At 68.9% G+C, this 21,228-nt stretch carries 21 protein-coding genes; 16 read left to right on the top strand and 5 right to left on the bottom strand.

Annotation, left to right across the window (positions count from 1 at the left end; all coding sequences use genetic code 11):
- Positions 1-13 precede the first annotated feature (13 nt).
- The 13 genes from mtgA to pyrF all read left to right on the top strand — a co-directional run bounded on the left by mtgA (position 14) and on the right by pyrF (position 13,590).
- The gene (mtgA, locus tag AK36_RS11035) at positions 14-751 is read left to right on the top strand and encodes a monofunctional biosynthetic peptidoglycan transglycosylase (RefSeq protein WP_014722419.1); all 738 of its coding nucleotides are present in this window, start codon (positions 14-16) and stop codon (positions 749-751) included.
- Between the two features lie 426 nt (positions 752-1,177).
- Positions 1,178-2,788: a S10 family peptidase gene (locus AK36_RS11030; protein ID WP_034194173.1), complete on the top strand. Its 1,611-nt coding sequence runs from the start codon at positions 1,178-1,180 to the stop codon at positions 2,786-2,788.
- Between the two features lie 65 nt (positions 2,789-2,853).
- On the top strand, positions 2,854-3,252 hold the full coding sequence (locus AK36_RS11025) for an EF-hand domain-containing protein (RefSeq protein WP_045578540.1): 399 nt from the start codon (positions 2,854-2,856) through the stop codon (positions 3,250-3,252).
- 333 nt (positions 3,253-3,585) lie between these two features.
- On the top strand, positions 3,586-4,485 hold the full coding sequence (locus AK36_RS11020; protein ID WP_011883231.1) for an IclR family transcriptional regulator: 900 nt from the start codon (positions 3,586-3,588) through the stop codon (positions 4,483-4,485).
- The gene (locus tag AK36_RS11015; RefSeq protein WP_045578539.1) at positions 4,482-5,507 is read left to right on the top strand and encodes a 2-dehydro-3-deoxygalactonokinase; all 1,026 of its coding nucleotides are present in this window, start codon (positions 4,482-4,484) and stop codon (positions 5,505-5,507) included. Before AK36_RS11020 ends, AK36_RS11015 begins: the two co-directional genes overlap by 4 nt.
- 13 nt (positions 5,508-5,520) lie before the next feature.
- On the top strand, positions 5,521-6,198 hold the full coding sequence (locus AK36_RS11010) for a 2-dehydro-3-deoxy-6-phosphogalactonate aldolase (RefSeq protein WP_034194171.1): 678 nt from the start codon (positions 5,521-5,523) through the stop codon (positions 6,196-6,198).
- Positions 6,198-6,977, top strand: a complete 780-nt coding sequence (locus AK36_RS11005; protein WP_045579407.1) for an SDR family oxidoreductase — start codon at positions 6,198-6,200, stop codon at positions 6,975-6,977. The genes AK36_RS11010 and AK36_RS11005 overlap by 1 nt, the downstream gene beginning before the upstream one ends.
- A gap of 111 nt (positions 6,978-7,088) precedes the next feature.
- Positions 7,089-8,084 carry an arabinose ABC transporter substrate-binding protein gene (locus tag AK36_RS11000; RefSeq protein WP_045578538.1) on the top strand — a complete coding sequence of 332 codons (996 nt, stop codon included), beginning with the start codon at positions 7,089-7,091 and terminating at the stop codon, positions 8,082-8,084.
- A 75-nt stretch (positions 8,085-8,159) separates the two neighbouring features.
- On the top strand, positions 8,160-9,671 hold the full coding sequence (gene araG / locus AK36_RS10995; RefSeq protein ID WP_014722425.1) for an L-arabinose ABC transporter ATP-binding protein AraG: 1,512 nt from the start codon (positions 8,160-8,162) through the stop codon (positions 9,669-9,671).
- A gap of 79 nt (positions 9,672-9,750) precedes the next feature.
- On the top strand, positions 9,751-10,767 hold the full coding sequence (gene araH, locus AK36_RS10990) for an L-arabinose ABC transporter permease AraH (protein WP_011883237.1): 1,017 nt from the start codon (positions 9,751-9,753) through the stop codon (positions 10,765-10,767).
- 23 nt (positions 10,768-10,790) lie between these two features.
- Complete coding sequence (locus tag AK36_RS10985) at positions 10,791-11,588, top strand: SDR family NAD(P)-dependent oxidoreductase (RefSeq protein ID WP_034194169.1); 798 nt, start codon at positions 10,791-10,793, stop codon at positions 11,586-11,588.
- A gap of 73 nt (positions 11,589-11,661) precedes the next feature.
- Complete coding sequence (locus AK36_RS10980; protein WP_045578537.1) at positions 11,662-12,723, top strand: aldose 1-epimerase; 1,062 nt, start codon at positions 11,662-11,664, stop codon at positions 12,721-12,723.
- Between the two features lie 39 nt (positions 12,724-12,762).
- The gene (pyrF, locus tag AK36_RS10975) at positions 12,763-13,590 is read left to right on the top strand and encodes an orotidine-5'-phosphate decarboxylase (RefSeq protein ID WP_011883240.1); all 828 of its coding nucleotides are present in this window, start codon (positions 12,763-12,765) and stop codon (positions 13,588-13,590) included.
- A 275-nt stretch (positions 13,591-13,865) separates the two neighbouring features.
- Here the strand turns inward: pyrF and AK36_RS10970 are convergent, their stop codons facing one another.
- The 3 genes from AK36_RS10970 to thiL are packed head-to-tail and all read right to left on the bottom strand — an operon-like array spanning position 13,866 to position 15,967.
- A complete protein-coding gene (locus AK36_RS10970; RefSeq protein WP_011883241.1) occupies positions 13,866-14,366 on the bottom strand; it encodes a CinA family protein in 501 nt (166 codons plus the stop codon).
- 31 nt (positions 14,367-14,397) lie between these two features.
- A complete protein-coding gene (locus tag AK36_RS10965) occupies positions 14,398-14,943 on the bottom strand; it encodes a phosphatidylglycerophosphatase A family protein (protein WP_034194167.1) in 546 nt (181 codons plus the stop codon).
- On the bottom strand, positions 14,933-15,967 hold the full coding sequence (gene thiL / locus AK36_RS10960) for a thiamine-phosphate kinase (RefSeq protein ID WP_045578536.1): 1,035 nt from the start codon (positions 15,965-15,967) through the stop codon (positions 14,933-14,935). Before thiL ends, AK36_RS10965 begins: the two co-directional genes overlap by 11 nt.
- Before the next feature lie 100 nt (positions 15,968-16,067).
- Here thiL and AK36_RS10955 point away from each other — a divergent pair, with 100 nt between their 5' ends.
- The 3 genes from AK36_RS10955 (at position 16,068) to AK36_RS10945 (ending at position 19,798) form a co-directional block, all read left to right on the top strand.
- On the top strand, positions 16,068-18,410 hold the full coding sequence (locus AK36_RS10955; RefSeq protein WP_011883244.1) for an NADP-dependent malic enzyme: 2,343 nt from the start codon (positions 16,068-16,070) through the stop codon (positions 18,408-18,410).
- A 376-nt stretch (positions 18,411-18,786) separates the two neighbouring features.
- Positions 18,787-19,218 carry a ribonuclease gene (locus AK36_RS10950; RefSeq protein WP_011883245.1) on the top strand — a complete coding sequence of 144 codons (432 nt, stop codon included), beginning with the start codon at positions 18,787-18,789 and terminating at the stop codon, positions 19,216-19,218.
- Between the two features lie 16 nt (positions 19,219-19,234).
- Positions 19,235-19,798: a barstar family protein gene (locus tag AK36_RS10945; RefSeq protein WP_011883246.1), complete on the top strand. Its 564-nt coding sequence runs from the start codon at positions 19,235-19,237 to the stop codon at positions 19,796-19,798.
- Between the two features lie 162 nt (positions 19,799-19,960).
- Here AK36_RS10945 and AK36_RS10940 read toward each other — a convergent pair whose 3' ends face one another.
- On the bottom strand, positions 19,961-20,728 hold the full coding sequence (locus tag AK36_RS10940) for a 16S rRNA (uracil(1498)-N(3))-methyltransferase (RefSeq protein WP_011883247.1): 768 nt from the start codon (positions 20,726-20,728) through the stop codon (positions 19,961-19,963).
- A 17-nt stretch (positions 20,729-20,745) separates the two neighbouring features.
- On the bottom strand, positions 20,746-21,162 hold the full coding sequence (locus AK36_RS10935; protein WP_011883248.1) for a VOC family protein: 417 nt from the start codon (positions 21,160-21,162) through the stop codon (positions 20,746-20,748).
- Positions 21,163-21,228: the final 66 nt, after the last annotated feature.

The following is a 21,228-nucleotide window of genomic DNA, read 5'->3' as shown; positions in this document are numbered from 1 at the left end:
CGGGGCGCGGCAGATGGTGGCGGCAAGCGGTACGCAGCGCACGCGCACGGTGGGCCTGGCCCGCTGGATCGTCTATGCGGGCTCGGTATTCGCCGGCGCGTGGCTCGCGACGCAGCTGTTCTATCTGGTGCAGATCGCGCTGTGGTCGTTCATCAACCCCGGTTCGACCGCGTTCATGCGCACCGACGCATGGTGGCTGTCGCACGACAAGCCGCCTGCGCAGATCCAGCATCAATGGGTGCCGTACGACCAGATCTCGCGCAACCTGAAGCGCGCACTGATCGCATCGGAGGACGCGACCTTCGCGACCAACAACGGTTACGACGTCGACGCGATCCTGCAGGCGTGGGAGAAGAACAAGGCGCGCGGCCACATCGTCGCCGGCGGCTCGACGATCACGCAGCAGCTCGCGCGCAATCTGTTCCTGTCGCGCGAGAAGAGCTACATCCGCAAGGGGCAGGAGCTGATCATCACGTGGATGCTCGAAACGGTGCTCGACAAGGAGCGCATCTTCGAGATCTACCTGAATTCGGTCGAATGGGGCCGCGGCGTCTACGGCGCCGAGGCCGCCGCCCGTTACTACTACCGGATCCCCGCGAGCCGGCTCGGCGCGTGGCAGTCGGCGCGCCTCGCGGTGATGCTGCCGAAGCCGCGCTGGTTCGACGCGCATCGCGGCTCGGCCTATCAGGCGCAGCGCGCCGCAATCATCGCGCGCCGGATGGGCGCGGCCGAGCTGCCGCAATCGCAGTAAGCGGCGCGCTCGCGCCGCCGCAGCGCCGCTCATGGCGTTCATGCGCCGATGCTGCGGCGCAGCGCAAGCAGGCCGCCGGTAGGCCGGGCGCAATCCGTTAGACGAATCCGTCTATTTCGCTTTTCCGAGCAATCTCCTCCGCACCGCGACGTTCGTTGCGGGCGTCGCACGCAATCCGTGCGCCTCTCCTAGTTTGTCCGCAGCGCGAACGCCGTTGAAAGCTGCACGAAATCGGACAGTTCGGTAATCGAAGCGTTGATGAAAGGTGTGCGCCGCACCGAACTTCAGGCGAATATTTCCAAATTTTTCAAAGCCGGAACGCTCGCGTATATTGGCCAGCGCCTCGGCTCATCGGCCGCAAGCGAGGCGGGGGGCGGCTTACCGGGCTGCTCGACACAAAAAACATTCGAGAGAAGGAAAGCAACGATGCCAGCGAGCAAAGCGAAGCTGTTGTTGGGGGTCGTGTTCTCTTCGCTGATTCTGACGGCCTGCAACGACGACGTGACGTCGTCAGCCGCAGCAGGCGCCGCCAGTTCGGCCGATCCCGCCGCCCAGACGGACCAGCCGTACAACGATCCGAACAGCTATTCGTCCAGCGCGAGCGCGTCGCTCGACGCATCCGCCGCGGTCGAAAAGGCCGCCGTCACCCATCACCAGATCACGCTGAACGGCCAGACCATCCGCTACACGGCCAGCGCCGGTCACCTCGTCGCCCGCAATCCGCAGACGGGCGCGCCCGAAGCGTCGTTCTTCTACGTCGCCTACACCGCCGACAACCAGCCCGCCGCGAAGCGTCCGGTCACGTTCCTGTACAACGGCGGCCCCGGCTCCGCATCGGTGTGGCTGCATCTCGGCTCGTTCGGCCCGAAGCGGATTCAGACCGGCGATCCGAACGCGAACACGTCGAGCTTTCCGTTCGTCGACAACGCCGAGAGCCTGCTCGACACCACCGACCTCGTGTTCGTCGACGCGATCGGCACCGGCTTCTCGGAGGCGATCGCGCCGAACACGAACCAGACGTTCTGGGGCGTCGATCAGGACGCCGGCGCATTCCGCGACTTCGTCACGCGCTACCTCACGGTGAACCAGCGCAACGCTTCGCCGAAATACCTGTTCGGCGAGTCGTACGGCACGCCGCGCACCGACGTGCTCGCGAACCTGCTCGAGACGGCCGGCGTGAAGCTCGACGGCATCGTGCTGCAGTCGTCGATCCTGAACTACAACACCAACTGCGACATGGCGAGCGACTATGTCGGCAACTCGAACAACGGCGCGAGCCCGGTGAGCTGCGCGGGCTTCGTGCCGTCCTACGGCACCGTCGGCGCGTACTACCAGCTCGACAATCCGAACCCGTCGAACCTGCCGCAGTACGCGGACCAGATGCGCCTGCTCACCGCCGGCAGCTACGCGCCCGCGGTGAACGCGTATCTCGCGAGCCATACGCCGCCGCCGTCGTCGCTCGTCACGACGATGGTCAATGCTACCGGCGTCAAGCAGGCGCTGTGGAACGCGGACTTCAACGTGGTGCCGACCTTCTTCGACAACAGCTTCCAGGTGTCGCTGATCCCGGGCACGCTGATCGGCCGCTACGACGCGCGCGTGAACGTGCCGTCGTCGAGTCCGCTCGCGGCGGACGGCGATCCGTCGAGCACCTTCATCACGAAGCCGTTCACCGACACGATCGGCAGCTACCTGCCGAACGTGCTGAAGTACAGCGCGCAGTCCGCGTATTCGGTGAGCAGCGACGCGATCCAGACGTGGGACTGGACCCACGACGGCCTCGCGATGCCCGACACGATTCCCGATCTCGCGACCGCGCTGACGCTGAATCCGTCGCTGAAGGTGCTGTCGCTGAACGGCTATCACGACATCGCGACGCCGTTCTATCAGACCGAGCTCGACCTCGCGCGGCTCGGCACGCAACCGAACCTGACGATCAAGGACTATCAGGGCGGGCACATGGTCTATCTCGACGACACGTCGCGTCCGCAGGAGAAAGCCGACCTCGTGACTTTCTACGGCGCGGCCGCGCACTGATGCGATGTGCGGGGCCGGCGCACGGCGCCGGCCGTCGACGACCTCATTCCAGACTGGAGCCTGACATGAACAAACGTTTCCTCGTGGTGGCCGTCGCGCTCGCATGCGCGGCGGCGTCAGCAACCGCTGCCGCATTCGCGCAGGCCGGCGAGGCCGCCGCGCCCGCGCGGGCCCGCCAGGCGCAGCTCGGCGATCCGTACGTGCCGCCGGCCGCGCGCAAGCCGACCGCCGGCACGCAGACCACCGGCGCCGCGCTGCACGCGCAGGTCGTGCGCAAGCTCGCGCGGCAGTTCGGCGCGGCCGACACGCAGAACAACGGTTCGATCACCGAAGCGCAGGCGCGCGCGGCCGGCCTCGGCTACGTCGCGAACCACTTCCGGCAGATCGATTCGAGCGGCAGCGGCCGCGTGTCGTTCGCCGACGTGCAGCGCTACATGCAGGCGCGCAGCACGAGCCAGCAGTAAGCGCGGCGCAGGCGAATAACGGGGGCGGAGCCTGCGGTGCGCGGGCTCCGCCCCCGTGCGCATCGCGCCGCCGGCAGCACGGCGGCGCGTACTTCTCATTATCTGGACAACGCATTCAAATATTGGAGACGAGTGCGTGCGCTCCTACAATCCGAAGCACATCGACAGCTTCGGACCCACGCACCGCGCGGCGCCCGACGCATACGGAGACACCTTCCATGACCTTCGCCGGGCGCTTTCCTCGGTGCATCGACCGCCGCGTCGCCGCGACGCCCGCGCTCGCTTGCGCGTCGCGACGGCGGCTTCACCGATTCCGTTGACGAAGCCCGTTCCATGACCAACATGCCCGACACCCTTGCTCTCGACGCCCGGCGCGCGACGCCGGACGATGCGCCGCTGACCGACAGCATCGGCGCGACCAGCACGCCGCTCGACCTCGCCGCGCAGCAGGCCGGCACGCAGACGCTGCTGCGCGGCCTCGCGATCCTCGAAGCGATCGCGAACGGCGCGCGCGACATGCGTTCGATCGGCGCCGCGCTCGGCACGACGCGCAGCACGACGCACCGTCTCGTCAGCAGCCTCGTGCAGGCGCGCTACCTGCGTCAGGTGCAGGGCGGCTATCTGCTCGGGCCGAAGCTGATCGAGCTCGGCACGATCGCCCTCGAGCAGATGCCGCTGACGGCGGTCGCGCGCCCGCATCTCGAAGCGCTCGCCGAAGCGACGCTCGACACGATCCATCTCGGCGTGCGCGACGGCGACGACGTGCTGTACATCGACAAGATCCCCGGCACGCGCGGGCTGGAAATGCGTTCGCGCGTCGGCCACCGGATGCCGCTCGCGTCGACCGGCATCGGCAAGGCGATGATGCTCGACCTCGACCCGGACCTGTGGCGCTCGCTGTTCGAAGCCGCGCGGCGCGCGCTGGCCGGCGTGAATTTCAAGCCGGACAACCGGCCGGAGACGAGCGCGTTCCTGCAGCGCATGGCGCACTACGCGGCCGGCGGCTACACGTTCGACCTCGAGGAAAACGAGGCGTCGATCCGCTGCGTGGCCGCGCCGATCCGCGATGCATCGGGCGCGATCGTCGCCGCCGTGTCGGTTGCCAGCACGATTCCGTACATGCCGCACGACCGGATGGACGAACTGATTCCGCTCGTGCAGCGCGAAGCGCGAGCCATTTCCGCGGAGCTGGGCTGGAGCCCGCCGCAGGGTACCCGCAGGATCAAACGATGACCAATTCGACCGGGACCGCTCCGGACTCCGCACCGTCGCTGATCGCGCTCGACTGGGGCACGACGTCGCTGCGCGCCTATCTGTTCGACGCGCACGGCGCGCTCATCGACACGCGCAGCCGCGCGGCAGGCGTGATGCACGTGCCCGCCGACGGCGCGCGTGCGTTCGACGACGTGTTCGAAGAGGCGTGCGGCGACTGGCTCGACCGCGCGCCCGGCGTGCCGGTGCTGGCCGCCGGGATGGTCGGCAGCGCGCAGGGCTGGCGCGAGGCGCCGTACGTCGCGGTGCCGGCCGGCGCCGATGCGCTCGTCGCCGGCCTCGTCACGGTGAGCACCGCGCGCGGCACGACGGTGGCGATCGTGCCGGGCGTGATCGCGACGGGCGAACTGCCGGACGTGATGCGCGGCGAGGAAACCCAGATCTTCGGCGCACTCGCGAACGATCCATTGCTTGATGCCGATCGTTCAGGCCTACTGATCGGGCTGCCGGGCACGCATGCGAAGTGGGCGTGGGTGAAGGACGGGCTGATCGAGCGCTTCCAGACCTTCATGACCGGCGAGCTGTACGCGGCGCTGCGCGATCACACGATCCTCGGCCGCACGATGCGCGCGAGCGCGTCGCCCGACCGCGCGGCGTTCGAGCGCGGCGTCGCGGTCGCGCGCGGCGCGGCGCACACGGGGCTGCTCGCGACCGTCTTCAGCACGCGCACGCTCGGCCTGACCGGGCGGCTTGCGCCCGATGCGCAGGGCGATTACCTGTCCGGCCTGTTGATCGGCCATGAACTGAATGCGCTCGACGCGATGCTCGCCGAGCGCGGCGTCGCGCTCGCGAACCAGCCGCTGCTGCTGATCGGCGACGACGGCTTGTGCGCCCGCTACGTCGATGCGCTGCGCGGGTTCGGCTGCACCCATGCGCGCGTCGTCGCGCAGGCGACCGAACGCGGCCTGTGGTGGATCGCCGCGCGCGCCGGGCTGGTGCGCGCCGACGGCGAGCACGCGTGCGCCGACCAACGAACCGATTGAAGAGGAACCGTCCATGCCGTCCGACCTCACGCTGCCCGCACCGTACACGCCGCACCCCGCCTTGATGCGTGCGTTCGACGCGTGTCCGCTGATCGCCATCATGCGCGGCATCACGCCCGCGGAAGCCGTCGATCACGGGCTCGCGCTGCATGAAGCCGGCTTCCGGATCGTCGAGGTGCCGCTCAATTCACCCGAACCGTTCGCCAGCATCGCCGCGCTGCGCCGCGCGTTGCCCGACGACATGATCGTCGGCGCAGGCACCGTGCTGCGCGCCGAATTCGTCGAGCGCGTGCGCGACGCGGGCGGCGCGCTGATCGTGATGCCGCACTCGGACGCCGCCGTGATCCGCCGCGCGCGCGAGCTGGACCTCGCCAGCGCGCCGGGCGTCGCGACGCCGACCGAGGCGTTCGCCGCGCTCGCGAACGGCGCCGACGTATTGAAGATGTTCCCGGCCGAGCAGCTCGGCGTGCCGGTCGTGAAGGCGTGGCGCGCGGTGATCGACCGCGCGGTGCCGCTGATTCCGGTCGGCGGCGTCACGCCGGACAACATGCAGCCGTTCCTGGCGGCCGGCGCGAACGGCTTCGGGCTCGGCTCGGCGCTGTATCGGCCGGGCCAGACGGCGGACGCGACGGCCGCGAACGCGCGCGCGTTCCAGGCCGGCCTGCGCGCGGCGCGCGGCGGAGCCACGTGATGGCGCGGCTGGCCGGCAAGGTCGCCGCGGTGACGGGAGCTGCGCGCGGCATCGGCGCGGCGATCGCGCATGCCTTCGCGCGCGAGGGCGCGTGCGTCGCGCTACTCGACGTCGACGTCGAGCACGCGCAGCGCACCGCCGCCGCGATCGCCGCCGAGGTCGACGGCGCGCGCGTGCTCGCGCTGCATGCGGACGTCACGCGCCAGGACTCGGTGCGCGCTGCGCTGGCGCGCACCGAAGCCGAATTCGGCCCGCTCGACGTGCTGGTGAACAACGCGGGCATCAACGTGTTCGCCGATCCGCTGACGATGAGCGACGACGACTGGCGCCGCTGCTTCGCGGTCGACCTCGACGGCGTGTGGCACGGCAGCCGCGCGGCGCTGCCGGGCATGGTCGAACGTGGCCGCGGCTGCATCGTGAACATCGCGTCGACGCATGCGTTCAGCATCATTCCGGGCTGCTTTCCGTACCCGGTCGCGAAACACGGCGTGCTCGGGCTCACGCGTGCGCTCGGCATCGAATACGCGGCGCACAACGTGCGGGTGAACGCGATCGCGCCCGGCTACATCGACACGCAGCTCACCCGCGACTGGTGGGAGGCGCAGGACGACCCGGCGGCGGCACGCGCGCAGACGCTCGCGCTGCAGCCGATGAAGCGCATCGGCCAGCCGGACGAAGTCGCGATGACGGCCGTGTTCCTCGCGTCCGACGAGGCGCCGTTCATCAATGCCACGTGCATCACCGTCGACGGCGGGCGCGCGGCGCTGTACCACGACTGAGGCGCCTGACGTAACGATTCGAAAGACCGCACGTGCGACGGCCGCGCGCACGCTGCGTCGAAACCAACAAGCGGCTGCATCCCGTTCGATGAAGACAAGGAGACACTGGACATGAAACGCAGAACCTTCGTAACGCTGGCCGCGGCGGCCGCGGTGGTGCTCGGCAGCCCGCTCGCGCAGGCGGCCGATCCGGTCAAGATCGGCTTCCTCGTGAAGCAGCCGGAAGAGCCGTGGTTCCAGGACGAATGGAAGTTCGCCGAGATCGCCGCCAAGGACAAGGGCTTCACGCTCGTGAAGATCGGCGCGCCGTCGGGCGAGAAGGTGATGAGCGCGATCGACAACCTGTCCGCGCAGAAGGCGCAGGGCTTCATCATCTGCACGCCCGACGTGAAGCTCGGGCCGGGCATCGTCGCCAAGGCGAAGTCGCACAACCTGAAGATGATGACGGTCGACGACCGCCTCGTCGACGGCGCGGGCAAGCCGATCGAATCGGTGCCGCACATGGGCATCTCCGCGTACAACATCGGCAAGCAGGTCGGCGACGGCATCGCGGCGGAGATCAAGAAGCGCGGCTGGAACATGAAGGAAGTCGGCGCGATCGACATCACCTACGAGCAGCTGCCGACTGCGCACGACCGCACGAGCGGCGCGACCGACGCGCTGGTCGCCGCCGGCTTCCCGAAGGCCAACGTGATCGCCGCGCCGCAGGCGAAGACCGACACCGAGAACGCGTTCAACGCGGCGAACATCGCGCTCACCAAGAACCCGCAGTTCAAGCACTGGGTCGCCTACGGCCTGAACGACGAGGCCGTGCTCGGCGCGGTGCGCGCGGCCGAAGGGCGCGGCTTCAAGGCCGACAACATGATCGGGATCGGCATCGGCGGCTCGGAGTCGGCGCTGAACGAGTTCAAGAAGCCGCAGCCGACCGGCTTCTACGGCACCGTGATCATCAGCCCGAAGCGCCACGGCGAGGAAACCTCGGAGCTGATGTACGCGTGGATCACGCAGGGCAAGGCGCCGCCGCCGCTCACGCTGACGACGGGCATGCTCGCGACGCGCGAGAACGTGGCGAAGGTGCGCGAGGAGATGGGACTCGCGTCGAAGTAAGCGAGCAAGCGGGATGCCGGCCGCCGCGGCGATGCGGCGGCCGGCGATCGATCGATCTGGAAGTGGGGAGACGACGTGTCAGCGGCACTGCGTTTTGACAATATCGGCAAGGTATTTCCCGGCGTGCGCGCACTCGACGGCATCTCGTTCGACGTGCATGCGGGCGAGGTGCATGGCCTGATGGGCGAGAACGGCGCGGGCAAGTCGACGCTGCTGAAGATTCTCGGCGGCGAATACCAGCCCGATGCGGGCAGCGTGCTGGTCGACGGCCAGCCCGTGCATTTTTCGAGTGCGGCCGCGTCGATCGCGGCCGGCATCGCGGTGATTCACCAGGAACTGCAGTACGTGCCCGACCTGACGGTCGCGGAGAACCTGCTGCTCGGCCGGCTGCCGAACGCGCTCGGCTGGGTGAAGAAGGGCGAGGCGAAGCGCCACGTGCGCGAGCGGCTCGCCGCGATGGGCGTCGATCTCGACCCCGACGCGAAGCTCGGGCGGCTGTCGATCGCGCAGCGCCAGATGGTCGAGATCTGCAAGGCGCTGATGCGCAACGCGCGCGTGATCGCGCTCGACGAACCGACCAGCTCGCTGTCGCATCGCGAGACGGAAGTGCTGTTCAAGCTCGTCGACGATCTGCGCGCGCAGGGCCGCGCGCTGATCTACATCTCGCACCGGATGGACGAGATCTACCGGCTGTGCGACGCGTGCACGATCTTCCGCGACGGCCGCAAGATCGCGTCGCACCAAGCGCTTGCCGACGTGCCGCGCGAGCGGCTGGTCGCCGAGATGGTCGGGCGCGAGATCGCGGACATCTACCACTACGCGCCGCGCGCGCTCGGCGACGTGCGGTTTTCGGCCGAAGGCGTCGATGGCCCGGCGCTGCGTGAGCCGGCGAGCTTCTCGGTGCGCGCGGGCGAGATCGTCGGCTTCTTCGGGCTGGTGGGCGCGGGACGCAGCGAGCTGATGCGGCTCGTGTACGGCGCGGACCGCCGGCGCGCGGGCGTGCTGACGCTCGACGGCCGGCGCATCGACGTGAAGCGCACCGGCGACGCGATCCGTCACGGCATCGTGCTGTGTCCGGAGGACCGCAAGGAGGAAGGGATCATCGCGATGGCGTCGGTCGCGGAGAACATCAACATCAGCTGCCGCCGCCATTCGCTGCGCGCGGGGCTGTTCATCGACCGCAAGACCGAAATCGAAACGGCCGACCGCTTCATCCAGCGGCTGAAGATCAAGACGCCGAACCGCCGGCAGAAGATCCGCTTCCTGTCGGGCGGCAATCAGCAGAAGGCGATCCTGTCGCGCTGGCTCGCGGAGCCCGACCTGAAGGTCGTGATCCTCGACGAGCCGACGCGCGGCATCGACGTGGGCGCGAAGCACGAGATCTACGACGTGATCTACCGGCTTGCCGAGCGCGGCTGCGCGATCGTGATGGTGTCGTCGGAGCTGCCCGAAGTGCTGGGCGTGTCCGATCGCATCGTCGTGATGCGCGAAGGGCGCATCGCGGGCGAGCTGCCGCGCGAGCGCGCGAACGAGCATGCGGTGCTGAGCCTCGCTCTGCCGCAGACGAGCGCCGCGCAGGCGGCCTGAGGCGGCCGCACGCGGCCGGGACATTCGAATCGATCACGCGCGGCACGGGCCGCGCGAAGCAGGAGCAGGAGACACAACCATGCAAGTCAGGGAAAACCTCGCGAGCGCAGCCGTGAAGCCGTCGGCCGACGCGCTGGTGCCGCAGCAGAGCGATCGCCAGAAGTGGTGGCAGCACCTCACCGAATACAGCCTGATCGCGATCTTCGCGGTGATGTTCATCACGATGTCGCTGACGGTCGATCACTTCTTCTCGATCGACAACATGCTCGGCCTCGCGCTGTCGATCTCGCAGATCGGGATGGTCGCGTGCACGATGATGTTCTGTCTCGCGTCGCGCGACTTCGACCTGTCGATCGGCTCGACCGTCGCGTTCTCCGGCGTGCTGTGCGCGATGGTGCTGAACGCGACCGACAACACGCTGGTCGCGATCGTCGCGGCGGTCGCGGCCGGCGCGGCGATCGGCTTCGTGAACGGCGCGGTGATCGCGTATCTGCGCATCAACGCGCTGATCACGACGCTCGCGACGATGGAGATCGTGCGCGGGCTCGGCTTCATCGTGTCGAAGGGGCAGGCGGTCGGCGTGTCGTCGGATACCTTCATCGCGCTGGGCGGGCTGTCGCTGTTCGGTGTGTCGCTGCCGATCTGGGTCACGCTGCTGTGCTTCATCGTGTTCGGCGTGCTGCTGAACCAGACCGTGTACGGCCGCAACACGCTCGCCATCGGCGGCAACCCGGAGGCGTCGCGCCTCGCCGGGATCAACGTCGAGCGCACGCGCGTCTACATCTTCCTGATCCAGGGCGCGGTGACGGCGCTCGCGGGCGTGATCCTCGCGTCGCGCATCACGTCGGGCCAGCCGAACGCCGCGCAGGGCTTCGAGCTGAACGTGATCTCCGCGTGCGTGCTCGGCGGCGTGTCGCTGATGGGCGGCCGCGCGACGATCTCGGGCGTCGTGATCGGCGTGCTGATCATGGGCACGGTCGAGAACGTGATGAACCTGCTGAACATCGACGCGTTCTATCAGTACCTGGTGCGCGGCGCGATCCTGCTCGCGGCCGTGCTGCTCGACCAGCTGAAGAACCGCGGCGTACGCGACTGACCGATTCCACGGAGACGATCCGCATGACTCTCGACACTTCCGCGCAGCACGCGCGCTATGCGCGCTACCCGAGCCTCGCCGATCGCGCGGTGCTGATCACGGGCGGCGCGACCGGCATCGGCGCGTCGTTCGTCGAGCACTTCGCGCGGCAGGGCGCGCGCGTCGCGTTCGTCGACCTCGACGCGCCGGCCGGCGCGGCGCTGGCCGAACGCCTCGCCGGCGAGCCCGAGGTACGCCACGCGCCGCTGTTCGTCGCGTGCGACCTGACCGACATCGACGCGCTGCGCGGCACGATCGACGCGATCCGCGCGCGGCTCGGCGCGATCGACGTGCTCGTGAACAACGCGGCGAACGATGCGCGCCACGCGATCGCCGACGTGACGCCCGCGTCGTTCGACGCCGGCATCGCGGTGAACCTGCGTCACCAGTTCTTCGCCGCGCAAGCCGTGATCGACGACATGAAGCGTCAGGGCGGCGGCGCGATCATCAATCTCGGCTCGATCAGCTGGATGCTCAAGAACGGCGGCTACCCCGTCTACGTGATGGCGAAGGCGGCCGTGCAGGGGCTCACGCGCGGGCTCGCACGCGATCTCGGGCCGTTCGGGATCCGCGTGAATTCGCTGGTGCCCGGCTGGGTGATGACCGACAAGCAGCGCAGGCTGTGGCTCGACGACGCGGGCCGCGCGGCGATCAAGGCCGGCCAGTGCATCGACGCCGAATTGCTGCCGGACGATCTCGCGCGCATGGCGCTGTTTCTCGCGGCCGACGACAGCCGGATGATCACCGCGCAGGACGTGGTGGTCGACGGCGGCTGGGCCTGATTGCGACGTCGCGTTCGCACGGCGCCGCGCGAGCGCGCCGTATCGTTTCATCGACGAAGGAAAGGAGTTCGACATGACTGCCACGCCCTCGCGCGCATCGTCGTCCACGAGCCAGACGCGCCGCGCGCGCCTGGCTGCCGCCGCGCAGCCGGTCAGCGCCGGCCCGCAGACCGCCGCGTTCGCGCAGGGCGTCGGCGCCGCGCATGCGGCGGCCGTCACGCTGTCGAACGCGTTGCTGCGGCTCGACGTGCTGCCGCATCTCGGCGGCGGCATCGCGCGCTTCGACTGGCGCGGCGATCACGGCGTGGCGGTGCCGGTGTTCCGCCGTTGCGAGCAGCCGGATAGCGCGACCGATCCGAACGCGCTCGCGTGCTATCCGCTGCTGCCTTACTCGAACCGGATCGGCAACGGCCGCTTCGAATGCGACGGGCGCAACGTCGCGGTGCCGCGCAACCGGCGCGACGAGCCGCTGCCGATTCACGGCGACGGCTGGCTCGCGCGGTGGCAGGTCGACGACGCGACCGCCACGTCGCTGCAGCTGTCGCTCGATCGCGCGAGCGGCGCGCCGTATGCGTTCCGGGCGATCCAGTCGTTCGAGCTCGACGACGCGACGCTGTCGATCGTGCTGTCGATCGAGAACGCCGGGCGCGCGCGGTTGCCGTTCGGGCTCGGCCTGCATCCGTTCGTGGTGCGCGACGACACCACCGAGCTGGCCGCCGCCGCCGGCGGACTGTGGCTGTCGGGCGCCGATTTCCTGCCGGTGCGGCACGTGAGCGTGCCGCCCGCGTGGCAGTTCGGCGTCGCGTATCCGCTGCCGCCCACGCTCGTCAATCACGCGTTCACCGGCTGGGGCGGCCACGCGACGATCGGCTGGCCGCGCCGCGCGCTGTCGCTGACGATCGCCGCCGACGTCGACGCGTATGTGCTGTACACGCCGCCCGGCGAGGATTTCTTCTGCTTCGAGCCGGTCGATCATCCGATCAATGCGGTGAACCTGCCGGGCGGCGCGGCCGCGCACGGGATGACGCTGCTCGCGCCCGGCGAACGGCTCACGCGGCGCTTTTCGTTCACCGTCGCGCGCACCGATGCGCGGGTCGACGCGGCCGCGCGCGAAGCGCGCTGGCGACGCGGGTAAAATACGCGGTCTACCAACGGTTTGCCGCGAGTATCCGCCATGTCTTCCCCGCTTACTTTCATCGAATCGCTGCGCGCCGCGTGGCAGCGCACGAATTCGCTGCTGTGCGTCGGCCTCGATCCCGAGCCGTCGCGCTTTCCCGTGCAGTTCGACGGCCAGCCCGATGCGATCTTCGAATTCTGCCGGCAGATCGTCGACGCCACCGCGCCGTATGCGAGCGCGTTCAAGCCGCAGATCGCGTACTTCGCCGCGCATCGCGCGGAAGACCAGCTCGAGCGGCTGATCGCCCATATCCATCTGCAGCATCCGGGCCTGCCCGTGATCCTCGACGCGAAGCGCGGCGACATCGGCAGCACGGCCGAGCAGTACGCGCGCGAAGCGTTCGAGCGCTATCGCGCGGACGCGGTCACGGTCAATCCGTACATGGGCTACGACTCGGTCGAGCCGTACTTCGAGCATGAAGGCAAGGGCGTGATCGTGCTGTGCCGCACGTCGAACCCGGGCGGCTCCGACCTGCAGTTCCTCGACACCAACGGCCGGCCGCTGTACCAGGTGGTCGCCGATCTGGCCGCGAACAAGTGGAACGCGAAGAACGGCCAGCTCGGCCTCGTGGTCGGCGCGACGTTCCCGAACGAGATCGAGGTCGTGCGCGGGATCGTCGGCGACATGCCGCTGCTGATTCCGGGCATCGGCGCGCAGGGCGGCGACGTGCAGGCGACCGTCACCGCGGGCCGCACCGCCGACGGCACCGGGATGATGATCAACTCGTCGCGCGCGATCCTGTACGCGAGCCGCGACGAGGATTTCGCCGAAGCCGCCGCGCTCGCCGCGCAGAAGACGCGCGACGCGATCAACGCGTATCGCTGACCTTGCCGGCCGCCCGTTCGGGCGGCCGCTCGCCGCGTCGGCGTGCGCAGCCGCATCCGCGGACCGCGAACTGCGCGCGTCGATCGCAACGTGCGCCGTCCTGGCGCACGCGACGAATATCTTCCCGTCGGATTCCTGCCGCATCGTTGCGCGGCCAGCGCGCGTCGCTCGCGCTTGTCATCGATCCGTAACGACGGCACGCCGGTGAGACGGCAGACGGAAACCGGATCGTCGTTAAGCACGGCGCGATCCGCCGAGCGGGCGGGGCGGGCGGATCAGCCCTCGCGTTCGTCGAGCAGCTTCAACAGCCCGCGCAGCGCATGCGCGGCCGCCTGCGTGCGGATCTGCTCGCGGTCGCCCTTGAACACGAGCGTCTCGACGTCGGTGTGCAGCCGGTTGCTCCACGCGAACGACACGGTGCCGACCGGCTTCTTCTCGCTGCCGCCGCCCGGCCCGGCGATGCCGGTGACCGACAGCGCGACCTGCGCGCGGCTGTTGCGCAGCGCGCCTTCGGCCATCGCGCGGGCGACCGGCTCGCTGACCGCGCCGTGCTTCTCGATCAGGTCGGGCGGCACGCCGATCATCTCGCTCTTGGCCTGGTTCGAATAGGTGACGAAGCCGCGCTCGAACCACTGGCTGCTGCCGGAGATGTCGGTGATCGCGGCGGCGATCATGCCGCCCGTGCAGGACTCGGCGGTGGCGAGCGACAGGTGCTCGTCACGCAGTTTGTTGCCTGCGCGGATCGCAAGCTGATGGACGACGGAATCGGTTGGCATGCGCGTCGGGAAACGGGAGTCGGGAAATCGGTCAGCCGACGACCGAGCGCCACAGCGCGATCACGAGCAGCGTCATGAACGCGGCGACCAGATCGTCGACCATGATGCCGAGCCCGCCTTTCACGCGGCGGTCGAAGTAGCGGATCGGCGGCGGCTTCAACATGTCGAACAGGCGAAACACGACGAACGCCCACAGCTGGCCGACGAAGGTCGCCGGCGTGACGAACAGCATCACGAGCCAGATCGCGACGATTTCATCCCAGACGACGGGGCCCGGATCGGCGTTGCCCATCTTGCGTGCGGTGAAGCCGGTCAGCCAGGTGCCGGCGGCGAAGCCGAGCGCGATCAGCGCCCACCATTCGGGCACCGTCAGATAGCGGTTGAGCACGACGAACGTCAGCCAGCCGAACAGCGTGCCGAACGTGCCGGGCAGGAACGGCGCGAGCCCGCTGCCGAAGCCGAGCGACACGAGGTGCGCCGGGTGCGACAGCATGAAGCGCGCGCTCGCGCGCCGCGGGGCGAGCGGGGCGGCGCCGGGCGCTGCCTCGGCTTGCGCGTGCGTCGGATCAGTGTGCATCGAAGTGGTCGAAGCCGTGCAACGTGAGGGTGAGGGGCGCGCCGGCGGCGTCGCGCCACGCGATCGCGGGCCGCTCCGACGGCGAAGACAACGCGCGTATTGTACCGATTCGCGTGACCCGTACCGCCGCGCTCGCGCCGGCTGCCTCGACCGCCGCGCGGGCCGCGGGCGGCGCGGTGAAGCACAGCTCGTAGTCGTCGCCGCCGGCGAGCGCGCAGCGCCGCTGCACGTCGGCCGGCAACGCCGCGAGCGCCGCCGAGCGCGGCACCGCATCGGCGTCGACGTCCGCGCCCACGTTCGAGCGCGTCAGGATGTGCTGGAGATCGCCGGCGAGCCCGTCCGAGATGTCGAGCGCCGCATGCGCGACGCCGGCGAGCGCGAGCCCGAGCGCAATGCGCGGCTCGGGACGCTCGAGCGCGCGGCGGAACGCCGCTGCGTCGTCGGCGCCGGCGCGCCATTCTCCGCGTGCGACGCCGAGGCCCGCGCGCGCGTCGCCGAGCGTGCCGGACACCCAGACGTCGTCGCCGGGGCGCGCGGCATCGCGCCGCAGCACGGCGTCCGGCGCCACTTCGCCGAACACCGTCACGCACAGGTTCAGCGGCCCGCTCGTCGTGTCGCCGCCGATCAGCTCGCAGCCGAACCGGTCGGCGAGCGCGAACAGCCCGCGGCTGAACGCGTCGAGCCACGCGGCATCCGCGCGCGGCAGCGCGCACGCGAGCGTGAACGCGCGCGGCGCGGCGCCCATCGCGGCGAGGTCGGACAAATTGACCGCGAGCGTCTTGTGACCGAGCGCGTCGGGCGCGACGTCGGGGAAGAAGTGGCGGCCTTCCACCAGCATGTCGGTCGAAATGGCCAGCAGTTTTCCGGAACGCGGCTCGAGCAGCGCGCAATCGTCGCCGATGCCGAGCGTCGACGTGCGGGTGCCGCGGGCCGCGCGGCGCGCGAAGAAGCGATCGATCAGCGAAAACTCGGACAGGGCGGCTGGCACGGCGGACGGACCCGGAAGCGGTGAAAGGAACGGCATTGTACGAGGCGAACGGCGCCGTTTCTGCACCGTTCAGTCCATTTTTGTCGCGGCTGTTGCACCCGAAACGCCGGTCTGACGGGGTTGGATTGGCGCTACAATGCCGTGGAACAGTCATTCTAATCCGCCCGCCACGAGACACATGTCGACTCAAGCCTCCTCCAAAGCCAAGCTCCGCGAAGCCGCCCTCGACTATCACGAATTCCCGACGCCCGGGAAAATCGCGATCGCCCCCACCAAGCAGATGATCAACCAGCGCGACCTCGCGCTCGCGTATTCGCCCGGCGTCGCGTTCGCGTGCGAGGAGATCGTCGAGAATCCGCTGAACGCCGCGCGCTTCACCGCGCGCAGCAACCTGGTCGGCGTCGTCACGAACGGCACCGCCGTGCTCGGGCTCGGCAACATCGGCCCGCTCGCGTCGAAGCCGGTGATGGAAGGCAAGGCCGTGCTGTTCAAGAAGTTCGCGGGCATCGACGTGTTCGACATCGAACTGAACGAGTCGGACCCGCACAAGCTCGTCGACGTGATCGCCGCGCTCGAGCCGACCTTCGGCGGGATCAACCTCGAGGACATCAAGGCGCCCGACTGCTTCATCGTCGAGCGCGAAGCGCGCAAGCGGATGAAGATTCCGGTGTTCCACGACGACCAGCACGGCACCGCGATCGTCGTGGCCGCGGCCGTCACGAACGGCCTGAAGGTCGTCGGCAAGGACATCAAGAAGGTGAAGCTGGTCGCGTCGGGCGCCGGCGCGGCCGCGCTCGCGTGTCTCGACCTGCTGGTCGACATCGGCCTGCCGCTCGAGAACATCACGGTGACCGACCTGGCCGGCGTGGTGTACAAGGGCCGCGCCGAGCTGATGGACCCGGACAAGGAGCGGTTCGCGCGCGAAACCGACGCACGCACGCTCGCCGAGGTGATGGAAGGCGCCGACATCTTCCTCGGCCTGTCGGCCGGCGGCGTGCTGAAGCAGGAGATGGTGAAGGGCATGGCCGAACGGCCGATGATCCTCGCGCTCGCGAACCCGACGCCCGAGATCCTGCCCGAACTCGCGCTCGAAGTGCGTCCGGACGCCGTGCTGGCCACCGGCCGCACCGACTATCCGAACCAGGTCAACAACGTGCTGTGCTTCCCGTTCATCTTCCGCGGCGCACTCGACGTCGGCGCGACGACGATCACGCGCGAGATGGAGATTGCGGCGGTCAATGCGATCGCCGAGCTTGCGCAGCACGAGCAGAGCGACATCGTCGCGACCGCGTACGGGATCCAGGATCTGTCGTTCGGCCCCGAATACCTGATTCCGAAGCCGTTCGACCCGCGCCTGATCGTCAAGATCGCGCCGGCCGTCGCGCAGGCCGCGATGGACGGCGGCGTCGCGACGCGCCCGATCGAGGACATGGACGCGTACAAGCAGCATCTGCAGCAGTTCGTCTATCACAGCGGCACGACGATGAAGCCGATCTTCCAGATCGCGCGCGCCGCGCCCGGCGAGAAGAAGCGCGTCGTGTTCGCGGAGGGCGAGGAAGAGCGCGTGTTGCGCGCGGTTCAGATCATCGTCGACGAGAAGCTCGCGAAGCCGATCCTGATCGGCCGCCCGTCGGTGATCGAGCACCGTATCCAGCGCTACGGGCTGCGCCTGACGCCGGGCGCCGATTTCACCGTCGTCAACACCGAGCACGACGAGCGCTACCGCGACTTCTGGCAGACGTACTACAAGATGATGGCGCGCAAGGGCATCAGCGAGCAGCTCGCGCGTGTCGAGATGCGCCGCCGCACGACGCTGATCGGCTCGATGCTGGTGAAGAAGGGCGAAGCGGACGGGATGATCTGCGGCACGATCAGCACCACGCACCGCCACCTGCACTTCATCGACCAGGTGATCGGCAAGCGTCCGGGCTGCAGCGTCTACGCGGCGATGAACGGCCTCGTGCTGCCGGGCCGCCAGATCTTCCTGGTCGACACGCACGTGAACGTCGATCCGACCCCGGAGGAACTCGCCGAGATCACGATCATGGCCGCCGAGGAAGTGCGCCGGTTCGGCATCGAGCCGAAGGTCGCGCTGCTGTCGCACTCCAATTTCGGGACGAGCAACGCGCCGTCCGCGCAGAAGATGCGCGATACGCTCGCGATCCTGCAGGAACGCGCGCCGGAACTGAAGGTCGACGGCGAGATGCACGGCGACGTCGCGCTCGACGCGGCGCTGCGCAAGGAAATCCTGCCCGAATCGACGCTCGAGGGCGACGCGAACCTGCTGATCCTGCCGAACATCGATTCGGCGAACATCGCGTACAACCTGTTGAAGACGGCCGCCGGCAACAACATCGCGATCGGGCCGATCCTGCTGGGCGCCGCGCAGCCGGTGCACGTGCTGACCGAATCGGCGACCGTTCGCCGCATCGTCAATATGGCGGCGCTGCTGGTCGCCGACGTGAACGCGTCGCGCTGAGCCAACACGCGGGTGCCGCCCGGTCGAACCGGCGCGGCACCGCGGATGAAATTGTCAACAAAGGCAAAAAGAGGCGTGCCCGCAACGGGCACGCCGTCGGGTATCGCGCGAAGGCGCTTTCCCTAATCAACAACGGCATCTCTCCACTCCGGGTAATGAGCGTGGCAAGGAGGCAGATCTCGCCAGGTGACAGATGCCGCCGCCATTTTATCCTATGAAAGATAAAAGTGATGTGATTTAGGTAAAAAATGCCCGTTGCGGCGGGGCATCGGGCTTTCGGTTTCCAAACGAACATTGATTCGCGGGAACAATAGCGCTACGCTAACGCCTTTGGTTGGTCGTCAACTACTTGATTTAACAGCGGGAACCCTGGTTCATGGCACGCAAGTGGCTCCGCAACGGCGCGCTCGCGTCCGTCTTCGCGATGTTTGCGATGGGTATCGTCGGCGCGCCGACGGGCAGTCTGGTTTCCGCCGCATACGCACGGCAGGCCGCTTCGGCCGACGTGGCCGCAGCCGGGGTCGATACGGTCCCGGCGGCGCGTTTGCCGCGCGAGGCCGTGACCACGCTTGGCCTGATCGCCGACGGCGGCCCCTATCCTTACGAGAAGGACGGCGTCGTGTTCGGCAATCGCGAACGGATCCTGCCCAAGGCGAAGCGCGGCTACTACCACGAGTACACGGTCCCGACGCCGCGCGCGCGCAATCGCGGCGCGCGTCGGATCGTCTGTGGCGGGCCGCTGCGCCGGACCGACAACTGTTATTACACAGACGACCACTACAACAGTTTTAAACGTATTGTTGAATGACTTCGGGATGAACGGCATGAGCGACTCCATCTACGCGCACGATACGGCGGCGGCGGAACTGTTCGCGGCCGGCGACGGCAATCTGTTTCAGCGCGTGATGCAACTACACGCGGCGGCACAGGCCGGCGGCGCGCCTGAGCAACAGGCGGCCGAGCCCGGGCTTTCATCGAACGAGGAGCCTATGAGCCTTTTCACGACCGTCCGACCCAATCTCGTGCAGTCGATCCGCGCGTTCCGCGTGCAGGATCTCGCCGACGAAGCCGGTCGGCTCGGCCAGCATTTCCTGTATGCGTATTGCGGCGCCGCGCAGTCGAAGCAGGAAGTGATGGAGACGATCGCGACGTCGTTTCTGTTTCCAAAGCATTTCGGCAAGAACTACGACGCGCTGTACGACTGCCTGACCGACCTCGTCGCGAAGGCCGGCGCACAGCCCGGTTTCGTGATCGTCCTCGAAGGGCTGCCGATCGCGCAGAAGTTCGACAAGGAAGGGCGCGAGACGCTGCTCGACGTGTTCCGCGAGGCCGCGGAGTTCTGGGCCGAGCGCAAGGTCGCGTTCCGCGTGTTCTATTCGTTCGCGTAAGCGCAGGTGCGGCGGCCGCCTACGCGGCCCATCCTGCAGGAAGCCCGCGTCGAGCGGGCTTTTTTGCGTCCGCGCTCGCGCGGGCCGGGCGCAGCCGGTGCTCGATATGCGACTCGCCGAGAGTTCGGGGCCGCCGCTTGCCACGCGCGGCGGCCCGCCGCATCACCACCCGCCCCAGCGCGCGGCCAGCGCCGCGAGTACGGCCGCGCCGGCCGTTTCGGTGCGCAGCACGCGCGGGCCGAGCGACAGCGCGGTGAAGCCGTGCGCACGCGCCGCGTTTTCCTCGTCCGGCGACAACCCGCCTTCCGGCCCGATCAGCAGGGTGACCGTAGCCGCGGGCGGCTGATCCGGCAGCGACGCGAACGGAATGCTCGCGCGCGGCGACAGCAGCAGCCGCAACTCGCCGTCGGCCGGCGCCGCGGGCAGCGCGTCGAGCCACGCGCCGAACCCGCGCACCGCGGCGACCTCGGGCACGCGGTTGCGCCCGCACTGCTCGCACGATGCGCGCACGACGCCGCGCCAGTGCGCGACGCGCTTGTCCGCGCGCTCGCCCGACAGCTTCACGACGCCGCGCGCCGTCGTCAGCGGCACGACCGCCGCGACGCCGAGCTCGACGGCCTTCTCGATCACCCAGTCCATCTTGTCGCCGCCGGCGATGCCTTGCGCGAGCGTCACACGGTACGGCGGCTCGGCCTCGACCGGCTCGAACGCGTCGAGCTGCGCAAGCGCGTTGCGCTTGTCGATCTCGACGAGCTGCGCGCGGTACTGTCCGCCGCTGCCGTCGAACAGCACCAGCGCGTCGCCGGGCTCCAGCCGCAGCACCTGCGCGTGACGCGCGACGTCGGCCGGCAACGCGAGCGTCGCGCCGGCGCGCAGCGTCGCTTCGACGAAAAAGCGCGGCACGGCCGCGGTGGTGGTCGCCTCGTTCATCTCGATTGCGGCTCCGTTCATGGGCGCACCCGGCACGCGAGTGCCCAGCGGTAGCCGTCGAGATCCTCGATCTGCGCGAAGCGGTCGCCCCAGAACTGGTCCTGCGGCGCGCTCAGCGACTTCGCGCCCGCATCGAGCGCGCGCTGCCAGGTCGCGTCGACGTCGTCGACGTACAGATAGAACGACTGCGGCGCGGTCGCGTTCGCATGCTTCGGCGTGAGCGCGGTCGAGCCGAATGCGCCTTCGGGCGCGAACATCACGATCAGCTGATCGTGATAGGTCATCTCGACGTGCATGATCGCGCCGTCCTCGTCATGGACGTCGCGCAGCGCGAAACCGAATGCGGCCTTGAAGAAGTCGATGGCGGCGCGCGCGTTGCGCACGGCCAGATAAGGCGTCAACCAAGGCACGTTGGCCGGACGTGGATCGGTCATCAAATCTCCTGTGGAAAGGTCGTCGCGCGGGCGTTCGGCCGCATGCGGCCGCCGCGACGGGCGTTT

Origin of the sequence: Burkholderia vietnamiensis LMG 10929 (assembly GCF_000959445.1) — a bacterium.
In the GTDB taxonomy this organism is placed as follows: Bacteria; Pseudomonadota; Gammaproteobacteria; order Burkholderiales; family Burkholderiaceae; genus Burkholderia; species Burkholderia vietnamiensis.
This window is presented reverse-complemented; position numbering and strand designations above follow the sequence as displayed.